Origin of the sequence: Psychroserpens luteolus, from assembly GCF_021032705.1 — a bacterium.
GTDB classification, from domain to species: domain Bacteria; phylum Bacteroidota; class Bacteroidia; order Flavobacteriales; family Flavobacteriaceae; genus Psychroserpens; species Psychroserpens luteolus.
Map to the genome: position 1 here is coordinate 229331 of NZ_JAHVXI010000002.1, position 18785 is coordinate 248115.

General features: G+C 33.5%; 17 protein-coding genes. 2 read left to right on the forward strand and 15 right to left on the reverse strand.

The window, feature by feature from the left end:
- Positions 1-136 precede the first annotated feature (136 nt).
- Positions 137-919, reverse strand: coding sequence for a tRNA pseudouridine synthase A (locus tag KWG70_RS06675; protein WP_230935220.1), 783 nt, complete (start codon positions 917-919; stop codon positions 137-139).
- 101 nt (positions 920-1020) lie between these two features.
- Between KWG70_RS06675 and KWG70_RS17955 the strand changes: the two genes are divergently transcribed.
- Positions 1021-1818, forward strand: a complete 798-nt coding sequence (locus tag KWG70_RS17955) for a LytTR family transcriptional regulator DNA-binding domain-containing protein (RefSeq protein ID WP_230935221.1) — start codon at positions 1021-1023, stop codon at positions 1816-1818.
- A gap of 96 nt (positions 1819-1914) precedes the next feature.
- Positions 1915-3159 (forward strand): S41 family peptidase, encoded by a 1245-nt coding sequence (locus KWG70_RS06685; protein ID WP_230935222.1) that lies wholly within the window; start codon positions 1915-1917, stop codon positions 3157-3159.
- 87 nt (positions 3160-3246) lie between these two features.
- Here KWG70_RS06685 and hisIE read toward each other — a convergent pair whose 3' ends face one another.
- The 14 genes from hisIE to sucD form a co-directional block, all read right to left on the reverse strand.
- Entirely contained in the window at positions 3247-3843 is a 597-nt protein-coding gene (gene hisIE, locus KWG70_RS06690) for a bifunctional phosphoribosyl-AMP cyclohydrolase/phosphoribosyl-ATP diphosphatase HisIE (RefSeq protein WP_230935223.1), read from the reverse strand.
- A gap of 42 nt (positions 3844-3885) precedes the next feature.
- Positions 3886-4641: an imidazole glycerol phosphate synthase subunit HisF gene (gene hisF / locus KWG70_RS06695; RefSeq protein WP_230935224.1), complete on the reverse strand. Its 756-nt coding sequence runs from the start codon at positions 4639-4641 to the stop codon at positions 3886-3888.
- Between the two features lies 1 nt (position 4642).
- Positions 4643-5359 (reverse strand): 1-(5-phosphoribosyl)-5-[(5-phosphoribosylamino)methylideneamino]imidazole-4-carboxamide isomerase, encoded by a 717-nt coding sequence (hisA, locus tag KWG70_RS06700; protein WP_230935225.1) that lies wholly within the window; start codon positions 5357-5359, stop codon positions 4643-4645.
- Entirely contained in the window at positions 5356-5937 is a 582-nt protein-coding gene (gene hisH / locus KWG70_RS06705; protein WP_230935226.1) for an imidazole glycerol phosphate synthase subunit HisH, read from the reverse strand. Before hisH ends, hisA begins: the two co-directional genes overlap by 4 nt.
- Entirely contained in the window at positions 5937-7073 is a 1137-nt protein-coding gene (gene hisB, locus KWG70_RS06710; RefSeq protein ID WP_230935227.1) for a bifunctional histidinol-phosphatase/imidazoleglycerol-phosphate dehydratase HisB, read from the reverse strand. The genes hisH and hisB overlap by 1 nt, the downstream gene beginning before the upstream one ends.
- A complete protein-coding gene (hisC, locus tag KWG70_RS06715) occupies positions 7049-8119 on the reverse strand; it encodes a histidinol-phosphate transaminase (RefSeq protein ID WP_230935228.1) in 1071 nt (356 codons plus the stop codon). The genes hisB and hisC overlap by 25 nt, the downstream gene beginning before the upstream one ends.
- Before the next feature lies 1 nt (position 8120).
- On the reverse strand, positions 8121-9404 hold the full coding sequence (gene hisD / locus KWG70_RS06720; protein ID WP_230935229.1) for a histidinol dehydrogenase: 1284 nt from the start codon (positions 9402-9404) through the stop codon (positions 8121-8123).
- Positions 9404-10261: an ATP phosphoribosyltransferase gene (gene hisG / locus KWG70_RS06725; protein WP_230935230.1), complete on the reverse strand. Its 858-nt coding sequence runs from the start codon at positions 10259-10261 to the stop codon at positions 9404-9406. Before hisG ends, hisD begins: the two co-directional genes overlap by 1 nt.
- 260 nt (positions 10262-10521) lie before the next feature.
- On the reverse strand, positions 10522-11064 hold the full coding sequence (locus KWG70_RS06730; RefSeq protein ID WP_230935231.1) for an SH3 domain-containing protein: 543 nt from the start codon (positions 11062-11064) through the stop codon (positions 10522-10524).
- Positions 11065-11880, reverse strand: coding sequence for a prohibitin family protein (locus KWG70_RS06735; RefSeq protein ID WP_230935232.1), 816 nt, complete (start codon positions 11878-11880; stop codon positions 11065-11067).
- Positions 11881-11891: 11 nt separating this feature from the next.
- Positions 11892-13925 carry a VWA domain-containing protein gene (locus KWG70_RS06740; protein WP_230935233.1) on the reverse strand — a complete coding sequence of 678 codons (2034 nt, stop codon included), beginning with the start codon at positions 13923-13925 and terminating at the stop codon, positions 11892-11894.
- Positions 13926-13941: 16 nt separating this feature from the next.
- Complete coding sequence (gene fabG, locus KWG70_RS06745; protein WP_230935234.1) at positions 13942-14688, reverse strand: 3-oxoacyl-[acyl-carrier-protein] reductase; 747 nt, start codon at positions 14686-14688, stop codon at positions 13942-13944.
- Positions 14689-14795: 107 nt separating this feature from the next.
- A complete protein-coding gene (locus tag KWG70_RS06750) occupies positions 14796-17765 on the reverse strand; it encodes a M16 family metallopeptidase (RefSeq protein ID WP_230935235.1) in 2970 nt (989 codons plus the stop codon).
- Positions 17766-17866: 101 nt separating this feature from the next.
- Complete coding sequence (sucD, locus tag KWG70_RS06755) at positions 17867-18739, reverse strand: succinate--CoA ligase subunit alpha (RefSeq protein ID WP_230935236.1); 873 nt, start codon at positions 18737-18739, stop codon at positions 17867-17869.
- Positions 18740-18785 lie beyond the last annotated feature (46 nt).

An 18785-nucleotide genomic window follows, 5' to 3' on the forward strand; every position in this document is an offset into this window, starting at 1 on the left:
GTTTTCACTGAAAGTTCTCAATTTGAATCGGAGATGCTATTAATTGTGGCATCACATATTATAGAAGCTTGTATATTATTTTGTGCTCTAGTTTTTATAAGTTTCGTCATTAAACGCAAATCTAAATTGGAGTAATTTATTCAAACTCTACTGAATTCAGTATCAATCCAGAAGCTGGTGCAATAAAATCCATAACAGATGTGCTTTCTGGCTTTAATGAATTTTCAATGTAAGACAGATCCACTTCACCTCTACCAAGTTTAATAAGTATTCCCATCATTAAACGGATTTGGTTTCGACCAAAGCCTTTTCCTTTGACAATAAGTGTATAGGTGTTCTTCGGAAAGAAATTAGCTGTAAACAAATCATTTTCAACGAGACTACAACTATCTATTGTTCTTTCATACAAACCATTGTCTGTCGCTCTAAAACAATACGGCTTAAAATTATGCGTGCCTTGAAACAATTGTGCACCTTTTTTCATGAGTTCAATATCCAAATCATCAAGAATGGTAGTCATGATTGGCGCACAAAACGGATGACATTTTTGACCATAAGTAAACAAGTATACATATTCTTTTATTTTCGAATGCTGAATAATATTAAAGTCGGCATCTACTTCCTCAATTGCTAGTGCTCTTAAATCCTGAGGCAAATTATGGTTGAACAATGCTAAAAAAGCCTCTTCATCTTCAATTTTCTCATAGATAAAAAGTTCAAATGCTGTTTCATTGGCAGATACCATAGCATCTGTACGTCCTGAGCCCAACGTTTTAAATTGCTTTCCGTCGAGAATAAAATTAAGTGTTCTATCGATCATTAAATGAATCGTTTTGAGTTTAGGTTGCTTTTGCCAACCATGAAAACGATAGCCTAAGTATTGGATCTTTATTAAATAGTAAAAGCGTTTGTTGAACATAAAGGCAAGAACGCTAATTTGTGAGTTTTTACAAAATTTTTGCAGCTAATGTTATTGGTAATTATCTATTGAAGCATTATTTTTAAGCATAAAATGTGCTAGTGAATACGAGATATCCATTTGACCCTTCAATTAAACATCATCTTATTATTGCTTTAGGTTTAGCAATTTGGATTTTTGTCTTCCTATACTTCACAGAACCACTAGACGTAAATGAGTTTGGAGACACAGAAAAACTTATTTATTTACCCATCTACGGATTGATTGGCGCTTTATTGTATGTTGTCATATTACCAATACAAACATGGCTATACAAAAAGAACGGAGCGACTTGGAAATTATCAAACGAATTACTCTTAATAACCATTTTTATTGGTATTGCCATTATTGCTCTGCGCTTGTTTTACCTACATTTTATTGTTGAATGGCATCCCAATGCTTATGAGTTCTGGTACCATTTAAAAGCCATCATGCTACCTGCAATATTGACAATTTTACCTATAGTAATTATAGGACGTTTTGCTTTTGGAAAGTATAAAAACAAAAAACTTGAGGAACAGAAAATTGAAATAAAAGGAGAAGGTAATTATGAAGGCTTACGTTTATTACTGAAGGATTTGATCTGTATCCAATCATCCGATAATTACATTGAAATATTTTATAGCAATGGTAACCAACTCAAAAAAACACTCATTAGAAATAAACTATCAGTTATTGAAGAATCCTTTCCTGAATTACTAAGAACACACCGAAGTTTTATAATCAACCCTTTCCATTTTCAAAGCTGGAAAACAGAGAAAAGCAAACATTTTTTAGCATTATCCTACCAAATTGAAGTTCCAATTTCTAAAACGTATTTAGAGAATATCAAAACCCAATTAAATTTCACCACAGTCTAGATACATTTCACCCCAAATGCACGTTATTATTGAGTAATATGTGATTTCTAAAATACATTTGTTTCAGAAAGTTTAATCACATACAATTAGTTTACAATGAAAAATTTAATCACATTTAGTCTTATTCTCATCTTCTCTGTCACATCTACCTTTGCTCAGTCTCAACCTTGTGATTGTAAATCAGATTTAGATTTTTTAGTTGAAAAAATGAAAAGTATGCCCTCCTATAAAAAGCAGATCAAAGGGCAAAAACTTGTAGAATTTCAAAACACCTACAATGAATTGTCTAGCAAAATGATGTCGCCAGTTTCTGTTTCAGAATGTTTCAGAATGCTAAACCAACAACTTATGGTTGTTACCGATTTTCATGCAAAAGTAAGAGCTAATGATTCCTACCTTTCAGAAGAAAATTACTATGATGAAGACAAACAGCAAGCGTTTTTAAATTCTGATACTTTTATTAAACACCCAAGAACCACATTAGAACTTACTAATTTGGAAAATGAACTTAAGAATAAACCAAAACATAGTATTGAAGGCATTTATAACTATGGAACACAAATAACATCTGGAATTTACAAATCTGATGAGAATACTATCGTTGGAGTCATACTATCTAGTGCCATTAAAATATGGGAACCTGGTCAAATACAATTCATTGCTAAAAAAAATCAATTTGGAAAGTATGACATGTTTACTTACCATAATAGAAGTCGACAATTATTATTGGTTAAAAATTTAACTTTTGAAAATGGAAGGTTATGGAGTTATAAAAAGGTTGGCAATACTTTTAATTTTGAAACGCGCATCAATAACAAATCGAATTGGGATTTTAAGCAAATTAATGATGATGTACAATACGTGTACTTTGGTGAGTTTAGTTCTTTCACAACAGAAAACAGAAAAGCATTTAAAAATTTCTATGAAAAACATAAAAACGCCTTTACAGCTAAACATATCATCATTGATCTGAGAAGTAATGGTGGTGGAAATAAAAAACTCTCAGATCCTTTTATAAAATTATTCAGAAAAAGTAAAGCAAAAGTATATGTGTTAACCAACTGTTATACAGGGAGTAATGCAGAACAATTTACAACAAAGCTTAAAAAGATAAAAGAGGCAATTCATTTGGGTCAAACCACCTATGGCTCCCTTGCATATGGGATCAATTATGGAACAAGTTACGACATGCCATCTGGACATTTTAGAGTTGTTCCTACAGATATGAATTTTCATCGGTTCTTTAACTATGAAGGTCATGGAATTACTCCAGATATCAAATTAGATTTTGATCGTGATTGGATAGAACAAACATTGGAAATTATAGAAAGTAACAGCTAACAGTAGCCATAATTTAAGTGTTTCTAATGCGCGATTAAACTTTCTGTTATACATTAGAGTAACTGTCGCTAATAGTATAGCGGCAGTTTATTTTTTTCTATTTTTAAGGATATTAACAATATCATTCAATTTAAAGCCTTTAGCTTGCAAAAGAATCAAGTAATGAAATAACAAATCGGCGCTTTCATTTAAAAACAGTTCATCATTAGAGTCTTTGGCTTCAATAACCATTTCTACGGCCTCCTCTCCCACTTTCTGTGCTATTTTATTAATGCCTTTAGAAAATAGAGACGCCACATAAGACGTATCGTCTTGAGCATTATGCTTTCTACTCTCAATAACCGTTTCCAATTCTGAAAGAAATCCAAAACCTTGAGTGTTTTCCTCATTCCAGCACGTATCTGAACCTTTATGGCATGTTGGTCCTTTAGGTTTTACCTTGATCAATAACGTATCATTATCACAATCTAATTTGATATCAACCAGACTAAGCACATTTCCACTCTCTTCTCCCTTAGTCCACAAACGTTGCTTGGTTCTACTAAAAAAAGTCGCCTGTTTCGTCTCTAGTGTTTTCTTTAACGCTTCATCATTCATGTATCCTAACATCAATACATTGTGGGTCGAAGCATCTTGTATTATTGCAGGTACGAGTCCGTTATTTTTATTATAATCTATATTCATTTGTTATTTATTTTGGATGCTGAAATTGTTCAGCATAACGACTTATAGTCGTACTTCAATATTATTATTCCTCAAGTCTTTTTTCAAATCTAAAATATCTATTTCACCAAAGTGAAATACACTAGCAGCCAAAGCAGCATCTGCATTCCCTCTTTCAAAAGCATCTATAAAATGCTGTGTTGACCCAGCGCCACCAGAAGCAATAATTGGAATATTTACAATTTCAGAAAGCTTGGTTAAAGCATCATTTGCAAACCCAGCTTTAGTACCATCGTTATTCATTGATGTGAATAAAATTTCTCCAGCACCGCGCTGCTCAACTTCTTTAGCCCAATCAAATAGATTAAGATCGGTAGGAATAGTACCTCCAGCCAAATGTACCATCCATTTACCATCTATTTGTTTCGCATCAATTGCTACCACCACACATTGGCTTCCAAATTTTTGAGATAACTCGTTAATTAATTCCGGGCGTTTTACAGCGCTCGAATTTATAGAGATCTTATCAGCACCACAGTGCAGTAAATCATCAACATCTTCAATAGAGGAAATTCCGCCTCCTACTGTAAATGGAATATTAACCTGCTCTGCTACTTTCAATACCATATCGTACATAGTTTTTCTTCCTTCTAATGTGGCCGAAATATCTAAAAACACCAATTCATCTGCTCCCAAGTTTGCATATTGTTTTGCCAACTCAACAGGGTCACCAGCATCACGCAAGTCTACAAAGTTGACCCCTTTAACTGTCCTACCATTTTTGATATCTAAACAAGGAATAATTCGTTTTGTTAGCATACTACAAGTGTGTTTCTAAGTCTCTCAATAAAATATGGCCTTCATAAATAGCTTTTCCTACGATGGCGCCTTCACAGCCTAAATCCTCCAAGGCGTTTAAATCATCAATTGATGTTACACCACCAGAGGCTATCAACCTCACCTCTTTAGATTCGTTAAGTATACGTTTATAAAGATCAAATGATGGGCCTTCAAGCATTCCATCTTTGGCTATATCGGTACAGATTACATATTTTACACCTTTACTTTCATAAGCATTTATAAAAGGAATCACATTCATATCGCTTTCTTCTTGCCAACCACTCACTGCAATTTTTTCATTATTACAGTCGGCTCCCAGTATAATTTTTATTCCACCATAGGTATTCAGCCAACCTTCAAAGGTTGCTGGATCTTTAACAGCAATACTTCCGCCAGTAATCTGTCTAGCACCAGAATTAAAAGCAATGTGCAAATCCTCATTAGACTTTAAACCACCTCCAAAATCAATCTTCAAATTGGTTTTTGAAGCAATTTGCTCTAAAATTTTATAGTTTACAATATGCTTGGCTTTTGCACCATCTAAGTCTACCAAGTGTAAATACTGAATCCCATAAGATTCAAATTCTTTAGCCACTTCAACAGGGTTCTCATTATATACTTTTTTGGTATCATAATCTCCTTTAGTAAGACGTACACACTTGCCATCTATGATATCTATTGCTGGTATAATTCTCATAATTCTAAAAAGTTCTTTAATAATCGTTCTCCTGCTGTACTACTTTTTTCAGGGTGAAATTGAACACCATAAAAATTCTCATTTTGTAATGCAGAGGCATACGTAAATTCATAATCGGTAGTGGCGATACTTTCTTCACATTGCTCTGCATAATAACTATGCACAAGGTACATGAATTCATTCTCTTTTATACCATTGAATAATTCAGATTTTAAATTAGTAATGGTATTCCATCCCATCTGAGGCACTTTCACTTGATTAGAAAATCGTTTAACCTCTACATTGAAAATTCCTAGTCCTTTAGTATCTCCTTCTTCAGAACCATTGCACATCAGCTGCATTCCTAAACAGATTCCGAGTACTGGCTGTTTTAATTTTGGTATTATATCATCCAAACCACTTTGCTTAAGCATTTTCATTGCAGAACTTGCTTCTCCTACTCCAGGAAAGATCACTCGGTTTGCTGCCTTTATAATAGTTGGATCATTAGAAAGTTTAGCTTCAATTCCTAAGCGCTTAAAAGCAAACTGTATGCTTTTTATATTTCCTGCGCCATAATCTACAATAACTACACTCATTACAAAAGGCCTTTAGTTGATGGCAATATCATTTTTTCTACATCGCGTTTTACAGCCATTTTAATAGCTTTTGCAAAAGCCTTAAAAATCGCTTCAATCTTATGATGTTCATTCGTACCTTCAGCTTTTATATTCAAGTTGCATTTAGCACCATCTGTAAACGATTTAAAAAAGTGGTAGAACATTTCTGTTGGCATTTTCCCTATCATTTCGCGTTTAAATTCAGCCTCCCAAACTAACCAATTCCGTCCGCCAAAGTCTATAGCAGCCTGTGCAAAACAATCATCCATAGGCAATGAAAATCCGTAGCGTTCAATACCAAGCTTGTTGCCTAAGGTCATCGCGAACACTTCACCTAAAGCAATGGCAGTGTCTTCAATGGTGTGGTGTTCATCGACCTCCAAATCACCATCGACTTTTATAGCTAGGTCTAATTGTCCATGACGCGCAATTTGATCTAGCATATGATCAAAAAAAGCAATTCCAGTATCAATGTCACTTTGCCCAGTTCCATCAAGGTTTAAATCTATTTTGATCTTTGTTTCATTGGTGTTACGTTCAATACTTTTAGTTCTAGCATCAGCCTTTAAAAAGGTGTAAATACTTTCCCAATTATTACTTTCTAGTGCAATGAATTTGTTTAAAGCTTCTCGTTCGACAGTGATTTCATCGGTTCCAAGATTGGTGTCATCATTAATAAAAACACCTTTTGCTCCTAGGTTTTTGGCTAATTCGATATCTGTTAATCGATCACCAATAACAAAAGAGTTTTCCAAATCGTATTCCGAAGAAAAATACTTGGTCAATAAACCTGTATTAGGTTTTCGCGTTGGTGCATTATCCTTTGCGAATGTTCGATCTATGAATTGCTCTTTAAATACGATACCTTCAGCTTCAAAGGTTTTTAAAATAAAGTTATGTACTGGCCAAAAGGTGTTCTCAGGATATACAGCTGTACCCAAACCATCTTGATTGGTAATCATAACGATTTCAAAGTCTAGCTCTTTTGCAATCTTACTTAGATATTGAAATACTTTAGGATAGAACTCTAATTTTTCAAATGAATCAATCTGCTCATCGGCAGGTTCTTTGATGATGGTTCCATCTCTATCTATAAAGAGTACTTTCTTTCCCATGTTTGTATGTCTTTTATGGTATTTATTAATCGTTCATTTTCTGTAATTGTTCCTACTGTAAACCGCAAGCAATCTTTACATAAAGGCTGAGTGGTTCTATTTCTCACTACAATTCCTTTTTTTATGAGTTGTTGATAACGTTTATTTGCATCATCAACCTTGGCTAGGATAAAATTTGCATCAGACACATATACCTTTTCTATAAAATCTATAGTTTCAAGTTGATTAGATAATAGGTCTCTCTGTTCTAGAATGCCTTGAATTTCTTGTGAAATTTCACTTTCATTCCTTAATCTTTCAAACGCTTTTTGTTGTGACAACTCATTTACATTATATGGAGGTTTAATTCGATTTAACATTGAAATTATGCCTACGGAAGCATAACAAATCCCCAATCTAATTCCGGCCATTCCATAAGCTTTAGATAAGGTTTGTGTTACAATTAAATTTGGAAACTCATCTAAACGACTCAACCAACTTTCGGCATTAGAAAAATCGATGTACGCCTCGTCAATAACTACAATACCATTAAAATTATGTAATAGCTGCTCTACAATTTTTGCTTCAAAACTATTGGCCGTAGGATTATTTGGAGAACATAAAAATAACAACTTTGTAAAGGGGTTTGCTGCATCTAAAATGTTTTGAACTCTAGGCTGAAAACTTTGATCTAACTGAATTTTCTGCACCTCAATCGCATTAGTCTGCGCAAGCACTTCATACATTCCATACGTTGGAGGCAATGTCATTATATTGTCGTTATTAGGTTCACAAAACACTCTAAAGATTAAATCTAAGACTTCGTCGCTCCCATTGCCTAAAAGCATATTTTCAATAGGAATATTTTTTATTTCAGAGAGCTTAGTTTTCACGACAATCTGCTGCGGATCTGGGTAACGATTGACACCGTTTTCAAACGGGTTTTCATTTGCATCAAGAAAGACCATATCGCTAGACCACTTATCATATTCATCTCTTGCAGACGAATATGGTTTTAGAGTTTTAATATTCTCCCTGACTAAATTATTTATATTAAAATTTCTCATGTTATTGTAAGTCTTTTAGTCTTAGTGTTACCGCATTTTTGTGTGCTTGTAAACCTTCAGCTTCTGCCATTAACTCGATGGTTTTTCCAATGTTGAGCATCCCTTCTTTTGATATCTTCTGAAATGTAATACTCTTGGTAAAACTGTCTAGGTTCACACCAGAATACGCTTTACTAAATCCGTTTGTAGGTAACGTATGGTTAGTTCCAGAAGCATAATCACCTGCGCTTTCTGGCGTATAATTTCCAATAAATACAGAGCCAGCATTAGAAATATTATCAATATAAAAATCTTCATTAGATGTGCATATGATAAAGTGTTCAGGTGCATATTCATTGATAACATCCAACGCGACATCATGAGTTTCAACATATATTAATTTAGAATTATCAATAGCTTTTTGTGCCATATCTCGACGAGGAAGCTTTAGTATTTGCTGCTCAATTTCTAATTTAACCTCATTAATAAACCCTTTAGATGTAGATACTAAAATCACTTGGCTATCTGCACCATGTTCGGCTTGGCTCAATAAATCTGAGGCCACATAATTAGCTTTTGCAGTATCGTCTGCAACCACTAACAATTCACTTGGACCAGCAGGCATATCAATAGCAACGCCAAATTTTGTTGCCAATTGTTTCGCCACTGTTACGAATTGATTTCCAGGACCGAAGATCTTATAAACCTGTGGAATCAGCTTTGTACCAAAAGTTAATCCAGCAATAGCCTGTATACCTCCAACTTTAATGATCTTGGTAACACCACATAGCTGAGCGGTATATAAAATTTCATTAGCAATTTTCCCTTTACTATTTGGTGGTGAACACAATACGATATCATTGCATCCAGCAATTTTAGCTGGCACAGTTAGCATCAAAACAGTAGAAAACAAAGGAGCTGTTCCTCCAGGAATATATAATCCAACTTTTTGAATTGGGCGTTTTTCTTGCCAACAATTAATACCTTGACTCGTTTCTACTGTAACGCGTTCAGTTTTTTGAGCTTTGTGAAAAGCCTCAATGTTAAGCTTTGCTGTTTGAATGGCTGTTTTTAAATCTTCAGAAATGAACTTAGAAGCCTCTTCAATTTCTTTTTTAGATACAATAGCCGACTCTAATTTTGCACCATCAAATAATTCTGTGTATTTAGAAATTGCTTTATCACCATTACGTTGTACATCATTAAATATCTCATTGACCGTATTTTCAATATTTTCTACAGTTTGTGTTGGTCGCTTTAAAATCTTAGACCAATCAGATCTTTTTGGGTTTATTATCGTTTTCATTATAGTACCATATTTTCGATTGGACATACTAAAATTCCTTCTGCACCATTCTGTTTGAGTTCATCAATAATTTCCCAAAATTCATTTTTATTGATTACAGAGTGTAGAGAACTCCATCCCTCTTTTGCTAAGGGTAAAATAGTTGGGCTATTCATACCAGGTAAAATATTGACGATAGCGTCTAGCTTATCATTGGGTGCGTTAAGCAATACATATTTACTCTGTCTTCCTTTTAAAACTGATTGCAAGCGAAACCGCAGTTTATTTAAAATGCTCTCATTTTCCGAAGTGATTAAAGGCGAAACTGCAAGTACAGCTTCAGATTTTAATAGGACGTCTACTTCTTTTAGCCCATTTTTGAACAATGTACTTCCACTAGAGACAATATCAACAATAGCGTCTGCCAATCCAATATTTGGAGCAATTTCAACCGAACCATTAATAATGTGCAAGTTGGCATTGACATTATTTCGCTCTAAGAACAGGTTCACCGTATTTGGATACGATGTTGCAATGCGCTTGCCTTCAAGATCTTTAATCGAGTTATAATTTTCAGATTTCGGGATCGCTATAGACACTTTGCATGATGAAAACCCAAGTTTTTCTAAAATAGAAATGCCATTGCCTTTTTCAACTAAAACATTTTCTCCTATGATTGCTGCATCTACAACACCATCTTTTAAATATTGAGGTATATCACCATTTCTTAAATAAAAGACTTCCAAAGGGAAATTCTTGGCAGATGCCTTGAGTTGGTCTTTTCCATTATCAATAGAGATTCCAACATCTTTCAATAGCTTCATTGAGTCGTCATGAAGTCTACCTGATTTTTGTACTGCAATTTTTAATTTACTCATTTTTTGATTTTAATGTTTCAGTTTGAGTAAATCGCTTTTGGTCATTTAAATTATGGAAATAAAAAAAACCGTTTGATTTACTCAAACGGTTTTTAAATATGTTGATTTTATTCAATACATCTTCAGCTCGCTTGAGTGCTAGAGTGAAAATGATGATGATGTAGTTGAATAAAAGTCATTTGTTGTTTTGTTTGAACAAAGGTTGCAAATTTTTATCTACAATTCCAAATCCTTTTTTAATTATTATGATTTATTTAATATTAATCCGATTTTGGACATGTCGTCCAAGGCAATCCACATTGGTCATTATATCCTAGCCAACCCTCGATTTGCTTTTTACCAACGGTAAACTTTACTTTTGCCCATAGGTCATCAACTTCGATCACATTTACTTTTTGAAAGTTATCTAACCTGTGAATCTTATTAGACGTTATGGATGGCAAATCGTATAAATATACATGATGTTTATCACTATAATTATCTGCATTAATTAAAAAACCAATATTCTTTACCCAATAATTCTCATAATCATAATCTATATGAGAAGAAGGCAAACGTGAAATCTTTTTAATTTTAAACCAGCCATACTCACTCTCCAAAATGGTTAATTTATACCATGCGTATTTATCATCAATATTATAAAGTGAGTCTACAACCGTTCCATTAATACTGTCATATACTAGTATTGGTCGTTTCACCTCTTTGTCATAATAGCATTCTACATAACTATTTGATAGTAAGTTGTTGTCGCTATGAATTAGGAAACTCAAGCAACATAATAAAGAGATGATAATCGTTTTCATTTATTGATTTCCTAAAATTATAGGCATCCCAGAATCTCCAGAACCAATTACAATAACTTTGCTATTTGGTGATTCAGCTAATTTGATTGTAGCTTCAATACCTTTGTCCTGAAGAATTTTATCAGTTAACGATGCACTCAAGATTTTGTTTGCATCAGCTTTACCTTTGGCTTCAATGATTACTTTTTCAGCCTCTTTTTCAGCAGTCACCAATCTAAATTCATATTCTAAAGATTCTTGCTCTTGCTTTAATTTACGCTCAATAGCTTCTTTAATTGTTGGAGGCAAAGTTACATCTCTTACCAACACCTCATTTAATTGAACATATTGCTTGTCAAGTATTTTCTTGGTTTCTTCATAAATTTCAACTTGAATAGCGTCACGTTTTGTTGAATACAAATCGTCTGGTGTATAACGTCCTATAACACTCCTTGCTGCACTACGAATTGCAGGCTGAATAACGCGCTGCAAATAACCTTCCCCAAGTGACTGGTGCAAATTACCTAATTGATCATAAACAGGCTCATACCATGCAGAGGCATCAATTTGAATTTCTAATCCATTAGATGATAACACTTTCATTTTTTCAAATAATTCTTGTTGTCTAACTTCGTAAATGATTACTTTGTTCCATGGTGCAATAACATGAAAACCTTCACCTAAAGGTGGTGCATCGGTAACCACACCATTGTCAAATGTTTTGTACAATACACCTGCTTGACCAGAGCCAATAGTGACTGCCGATTTTGCTAATAATATTATCAATACGATAACCACAAAAATAACAGGCAATGCAATTTTTGGTAATTTTTCCATAATTATAGTTTTTAAATAAGTCCGTTATATTTTCTAATAAACCACTCAGCTGCTAGACTTAATGCAATGAGTGCGAGAAGATATTTCCAATCAATCAAAGGTACGACTTTTTTGGTGCTTTTTTGAATGGTTGCAAATCTAGAATCGTTGAGCAAGTCATTTGCTATTGCTACAGTATTATCAATAAAATAAGATTGTGCATTACTACTACTTGCAAGACTTTGAAGCTTTGTTACATTGGCATTTAAAAACTGTTGCTCGACGTTATAATCTAATATTTTGAGCTCACCAGATTTCGAAATATTTTCATTGTTAACGCTCACTGTAAACGAATAATCTCCAGCATCTAATCCGCTTAAATCCACTTCATAATTTGTATTCTTTAGTACAAATGGAAACGATCTAGTATTATCTGTATCTTTATTTTTAAGCGTAATATTTAAATTGGCATTGTCTTCAAATTCATAATTCTTATTAAAGAATTGCGCTGTAATCTTGACATTATCATTTCCGTTATAAAATGACTCATAATTTACATTCAATCGCGTACGACGCTGACTTGTACTAAGGTATTGAACCAATTTTCCTATAAAATTATCAAACGAATTAAATGAATTTTCATTGAGAAAAGCCTGAGCTCTCCACCTCCAAATACCCTCACCTAAAATTAGAGCCTCTCGTCTATCATTAATTTCAAACGTAGAAATAAGCGGTTCTTCTATTTGTGTTCCGTTTATAGTTTTGTACAAAATGGTTTCAAATGGAATCGAAAATATCGTTTCACCAAACTCTGCTTTTAAAGGCGGAAATTCACCAAAATTTAAATTATCAACTATAAATGTGGCATAATTCTGATTTAGAGTAGGCTGATATTCTTCAGTTTGATTAGTGAGTTGTTGCTTATAATTTGTCTGCAGTTGATTTAAAAGCGACCAGTTGGTTTTGGTTCCAGCTACAACAATCTTGTTTAGCTTCAAGCGATCAATTTCATTAAATAGTGCTCTAAAATTATTGGTAGGCTGATATACAATTACGAGTTGAAAGTCATTTGCTTTATTTAAAAACTCAGTCGTTGATAAAATCTCGGCATTTCGTTGTTCGTTACTTTCAATCGCTTTTTTAAATGCACCAAGATCTGGATGCAACACATCAGAAACAATAGCCACATTTGTCTTTTGATCTATGACTTCAACAGCAAAATTCTTTACATTATTTATGGTATTCTTCTCGTTATTTAACGGTACAACTTGTGCTCTATAACTTGTGACTCCCACTCTATTTGCTGGTAGCGTCAAATTCACAATTTGTGAGGTTACCGTTTTACTAAACGTTATAGGCGTTGAAAATACTGTAGTTGCACCAGATGTAATTTTGAGCTGGGTGTTTACAGTTGAATTGCCATTATAAGTTGCTATGACTTCAACAGGAAATTTATTTTTTAAATACGCATAGCGATTCACATTTAACTGCTGAATTTTGACATCTGTATATGTTGTTGTATCACCCAAGATAACAGGAAACACAGCTTGTTTATAACGCTTAGTAAGATAGGCATAATCGTTTCCGTAGGTTTGGTTTCCATCTGAAATAAGAAGCGTTGGTGATATGGAACTGTTATATACTTCAGTTAAACGTTCAAACACTAAAGCTAGGTTAGATTGTTTTTCATCAAATGACAACGAATCTGTTGCGTTTACTTCTTTTCCGAAGCTATAAAATTCAATATTAAAATTATCATTTAAAGCCTCATTCGCTTTTAATGAATTTATGAGTTGTAAAGTATTTTGTGACTGTTCTAAATAGCTAACAGATTCAGAATTATCAACAGCTATAACAAGATTTGGCTTTTCGTTGTAATAACTAACCTGATCAAATTTTGGATTAATAAGTAACAAAAAAACAGAGAACAATGTTATAAATCTCAGGGCTGATAATAACCAGGAACGAGGTCCTTTGATCTTGAATTTATAAGCATACTGAAATAGCGCTAGTAATAGCGCTATAATTCCAGATATGATGATATAAGTTATTGTTTCTGTTTGCAAGTATTACACATCTATATTAAGTAAGCATTCCACCATCAACATTTAAGGTTTGTCCAGTAACATAAGCACTCATATCACTTGCTAAAAACACACAAGCATTAGCTATATCTTCTGGACTACCACCACGTTTTAGAGGTATGGCAGCTCTCCAACCTTTTACTGTTTCTTCATCTAATTTTGCAGTCATTTCGGTTTCAATAAAACCTGGAGCGATGACATTACTTCTAATATTTCTAGAACCTAGCTCTAAAGCGACAGATTTTGAAAACCCAATGATACCAGCTTTAGAGGCTGCATAATTGGTTTGTCCTGCATTACCTTTAACGCCTACAACAGAGCTCATATTTATAATAGATCCTTTACGTTGTTTTAGCATAGTGCGCTGAACTGCTTTGGTCATATTAAAGACTGACTTCAAATTCACTTCAATCACTTTATCAAAATCGTCCTCGCCCATTCTCATGAGTAAGTTATCTTTTGTGATTCCAGCATTGTTGACTAAAATGTCTATACTTCCAAATTCGGCTAGTACATCTTCGGCTAGTTTTTGAGCGTCATCAAAATTAGCTGCATTACTTTGGTACCCTTTAGCCTTAATGCCTTGGGTGTTTAGTTCTTTTTCTAAAGCGTTTGCTGCTTCAACCGAAGAACTGTATGTAAATGCCACATTGGCTCCATGTTGTGCAAAAACTTCTGCAATCCCTTTACCAATCCCTCGACTAGCGCCAGTAATAATTGCTGTTTTTCCTTCGAGTAACTTCATATTTAAATTTTTAATAGTTGGTAGTCAAATATAGCAATTACAAGTTGCAAGAAATAAAAAAACCTCACAAAATCTTGTGAGGTTTTTAACAATATTTGAGGTAGTAATTACATCTTTAATTCTTCAGGTTGTTCATAATTAAATAGATAATCAATATCCATCTCATGGAGCTTGCCTAATTTACTTAATGCCTTGAAATCTATGTCTTTTTTATTACCGATTACCATAACGTTATAATGCTCTCCTTTAATATTTTTATTAAAGAAATCACGAAGATCTGCCATAGTCATATTTTTAATAGTGTTATAGATTTCTTCACGATTATCATTATCGATTCCTAATTTTTTGAGACGCTCATAACTCCAAAATACATTAGATTTCGTAATACGTTGTGCCGCTAGTTTTTTAAGTGTAGACTCTTTTGCCGCATTAAACTGTTTTTCGGCTTCTGGCATATTGGTCATTAATTCCATCATAGCATCAACTGCTTGTGGCATTTTATTAGCTTGCGTTCCAATATATGCCATGATATAATTAGAATCATCTTTTTTGTTGGCATTACTATAACCAGAAAATGCTGAATACGCTAATGATTTCGATTCTCTAATTTCTTGAAAAACAATAGAAGACAACCCACTTCCAAAGTACGTATTAAACAAGGTTGAGGCAGCCATGTTTTCAGCTTTAAAAGGATCTCCTTTCGCTAAAAACAACATTTCTGATTGCACCATATCAAAATCGACGAAGTATACATTTCCGCCAGTTTCCTTTTCTAAATACGCCATAGCTTCTGGATACTGATTTAGTTCATCAGCTACTTTATGATTTTCATTTAATGCTACAACTGCAGCTTCAACATCTTTCCCATAATAAAATACTCGTTGTTCATAGTTTTTCATTCCTTTGACGATCTCAACTAATTCTGCTGGGTCCATGTTTTGAAGTTCGCTAACTTGAAAAATATTTCTTAAACGAGAATTTTCTCCGTATTTACCATAATTCATTAAACCATTCCATAGAATACTGCCTTTTTGTGTTTTGTTATCTTTTCTTCCTTTAGCGATTGATTCTACATATTTATCATAAGCCTCTTGATCTGGAACCGCATTATTCCATAGATGTTCTAACAACTCAAGTCCTTTAGGTAAATTTTCCTTAATTCCACTTAAACCTACATAAGTGGTTTCTGCTCCAGCACTCACATAATAATTAACGCCTAACTTATAGAATTCTTTTTTTAATTCTTCAGCAGAATATTTATCAGTACCTAAGTATTCCATATAGCCAGCTGCAAGACCTAATTTCTTATCATTATCACTTCCCATATCAAAAATGATATTCATATTAAATAGATCATTTTGTTCATTTATAATATAAGAGACTTGAATACCATTATCTGTTTTGGTTTCTTTTATAGCTTCTTTATAATCAATAAACTTAGGTTGTAATGGCTTAGATTCTATTTCATTAAAACTTGTTAAGTAATTAGAACTTTTATCTCTATTAAGATTAACAGGAGTTATTCCAGGATTTTCAACTTTAACTATTGATTTATCTTCACCTTGTCTTTTATACGTAACTACATAGTTGTCTTTATAAAATGAATTTGCAAAATCAACTAACTCTTGTTTAGTTATTCCTCTTAAATCTTCTAAAAACTGTACTCTGCTTTTCCAATCTTGATTCTTAATAAATGCATCCACATACATATTTGCCAGTCCAGAATTGTTTTCATAAGTCTGTGTTTGACTAAGCTTTAGATCATTAATTACGGCATCCATCATCCATTCATCAAACTCACCATTTTTCAATTTTTCAATTTGAGCTAATAATAACAATTTGACTTCATCTAAAGTTTGACCTTCCTTTGGTGTACCTGTAAATGTATGGTATCCATATTCTTTTAAGAATGTTGTTGTACAACCTGCATTTTGAACCAATTGTTGTTGGTTTAGATTTAAATCAATTAATCCAGCAGTACCATTTGCTAGTATCATATCAGCCATTGTAACAAATTTCTCTTCTTTAGTACCTATAGCATCTGTTCTAAATGCCAAAGAAATATTTTCAGCAGTTGGTCCAAATACCTCTTTAATTACAGGAGACGTAATAGGGTCTTCTTTTGGAAGTTTTGGGTGAGATAATTCTTTTCGTTCAAACTTCCCAAAGGCATCATTTACTTCTTTAATTGTTTCATCAAAATCTATATCACCAACTAAAACCATTGCCATATTATTTGGCACATAATATTTATCAAAATAATTATGAATATCTACCATAGATGGGTTTTTTAAATGCTCTCCTGTTCCAATAGTAGTTTGTTGTCCATAAGGATGATTTGGAAATAAGCCATCTAACATTGCTGCATAGCGTTTTCTAAAATCGTTATCTTGACCTCTATTAAACTCTTCAAATACAGCTTCTAATTCTGTATGGAATAATCGTAAAACTAATTGGCTAAAACGTTCGCTTTCAACCTTTAACCATTTATTTAATTCGTTTGCTGGTATCTTATTCACATAGACCGTTTGCTCAAACCATGTATAAGCATTTGTTCCAGTAGCACCAAGAGAAGATAACATCTTATCATATTCGTTTGCAATACTAAAGTTAGAAGCCTCTAAAGACACTTCATCTATTTTTTTATAAATCTCTTTTTTCTTTTCTGGATCAGTTTCTGCCCTATGCTGCTCATATAGATCTGAAATTTGATCTAAATATCCTTTTTCTTTATCCCAATCGGCAGTACCAATTTCGTCAGTACCCTTAAAAACCATATGCTCTAAATAATGTGCTAACCCTGTAGATTCTTTTGGGTCATAATTAGAACCTGCTCTAACAGCAATATAAGTTTGGATTTTAGGCTCATCAATATTTTTACTTAAGTAGACTTTTAAGCCATTGTCTAATGTATATAGACGCAGACCTGTTGGGTCATTTATTACAGACTCATAAGAAAGCCCATTGGTATCTGTTTTAGATTCGACTGCGTAGGCCAAGTCTGTTTTGCTTTCAGTTTTGCAATTGTAAGCTAATGCAATTACAAAAAGCATTATGCATAGTTTGATCTTTTTCATTTTTATATAGATTAGTTTAAAAAAAAATTCCGTTGACTAAGTTAAAGTCAACGGAATAATAACGATTGTGTTTTATATTTATTTTAACAAGTTACGGACTATTATCCAATAACTTCTGCTACTTTTTTACCAATTTCGGCAGGAGAGTCTACGACGTGAATACCACAATCTCTCATGATTGCTTTTTTTGCTTGAGCTGTATCATCACTTCCACCAACAATAGCACCTGCATGTCCCATTGTTCGTCCAGCTGGAGCAGTTTCACCAGCAATAAATCCAACAACTGGTTTTTTACTTCCGCTGTTTTGATACCATTTAGCAGCATCTGCTTCTAACTGACCACCAATTTCTCCAATCATTACGACACATTCAGTTTCTGGATCGTTAATTAATAATTCTACAGCTTCTTTGGTTGTTGTTCCAATAATTGGATCTCCACCAATACCAATAGCTGTTGTTATACCCAAACCTTGTTTCACTACTTGATCTGCAGCTTCATATGTTAAGGTACCAGATTTTGAGACGATGCCGACTTTTCCTTTTTTGAAAACAAACCCTGGCATGATACCAACTTTTGCTTCATCTGGAGTAATTACACCAGGACAATTAGGACCAACCAATCTGCAATCTCTATCTTTAATATAATCAGAGGCTTTAATCATATCGGCTACAGGAATACCTTCAGTAATTGTAATGATTACTTTAATTCCAGCATCTGCAGCTTCCATAATTGCATCGGCAGCAAAAGCAGGCGGTACAAAAATAATAGTAGTATCTGCTCCTACTTTTGTAACAGCTTCTTCAACAGTATTAAATACAGGTTTGTCTAAATGGGTTTGACCACCTTTTCCTGGAGTAACACCTCCAACAACATTTGTTCCGTATTCAATCATTTGACCAGCATGAAACGTTCCTTCACTACCAGTAAAACCTTGTACGATTATTTTTGAATCTTTATTAACTAAAACGCTCATTTGTGTTTGTTTTATATGATTTGTGTTTGTTATTTCTTAATGAATT

Excerpts from the sequence above, each read along its gene's own strand:
- hisC (WP_230935228.1), bottom strand. The coding sequence starts at position 8,119 with ATGAGAAATTTTAATATAAATAATTTAGTCAGGGAGAATATTAAAACT.
- KWG70_RS06675 (WP_230935220.1), bottom strand. The coding sequence starts at position 919 with ATGTTCAACAAACGCTTTTACTATTTAATAAAGATCCAATACTTAGGC.
- KWG70_RS06685 (WP_230935222.1), top strand. The coding sequence starts at position 1,915 with ATGAAAAATTTAATCACATTTAGTCTTATTCTCATCTTCTCTGTCACA.
- KWG70_RS06750 (WP_230935235.1), bottom strand. The coding sequence starts at position 17,765 with ATGAAAAAGATCAAACTATGCATAATGCTTTTTGTAATTGCATTAGCT.
- hisIE (WP_230935223.1), bottom strand. The coding sequence starts at position 3,843 with ATGAATATAGATTATAATAAAAATAACGGACTCGTACCTGCAATAATA.
- hisB (WP_230935227.1), bottom strand. The coding sequence starts at position 7,073 with ATGGGAAAGAAAGTACTCTTTATAGATAGAGATGGAACCATCATCAAA.
- hisG (WP_230935230.1), bottom strand. The coding sequence starts at position 10,261 with ATGAGTAAATTAAAAATTGCAGTACAAAAATCAGGTAGACTTCATGAC.
- hisD (WP_230935229.1), bottom strand. The coding sequence starts at position 9,404 with ATGAAAACGATAATAAACCCAAAAAGATCTGATTGGTCTAAGATTTTA.
- KWG70_RS06730 (WP_230935231.1), bottom strand. The coding sequence starts at position 11,064 with ATGAAAACGATTATCATCTCTTTATTATGTTGCTTGAGTTTCCTAATT.
- KWG70_RS06735 (WP_230935232.1), bottom strand. The coding sequence starts at position 11,880 with ATGGAAAAATTACCAAAAATTGCATTGCCTGTTATTTTTGTGGTTATC.
- sucD (WP_230935236.1), bottom strand. The coding sequence starts at position 18,739 with ATGAGCGTTTTAGTTAATAAAGATTCAAAAATAATCGTACAAGGTTTT.
- fabG (WP_230935234.1), bottom strand. The coding sequence starts at position 14,688 with ATGAAGTTACTCGAAGGAAAAACAGCAATTATTACTGGCGCTAGTCGA.
- hisF (WP_230935224.1), bottom strand. The coding sequence starts at position 4,641 with ATGCTAACAAAACGAATTATTCCTTGTTTAGATATCAAAAATGGTAGG.
- hisA (WP_230935225.1), bottom strand. The coding sequence starts at position 5,359 with ATGAGAATTATACCAGCAATAGATATCATAGATGGCAAGTGTGTACGT.
- hisH (WP_230935226.1), bottom strand. The coding sequence starts at position 5,937 with ATGAGTGTAGTTATTGTAGATTATGGCGCAGGAAATATAAAAAGCATA.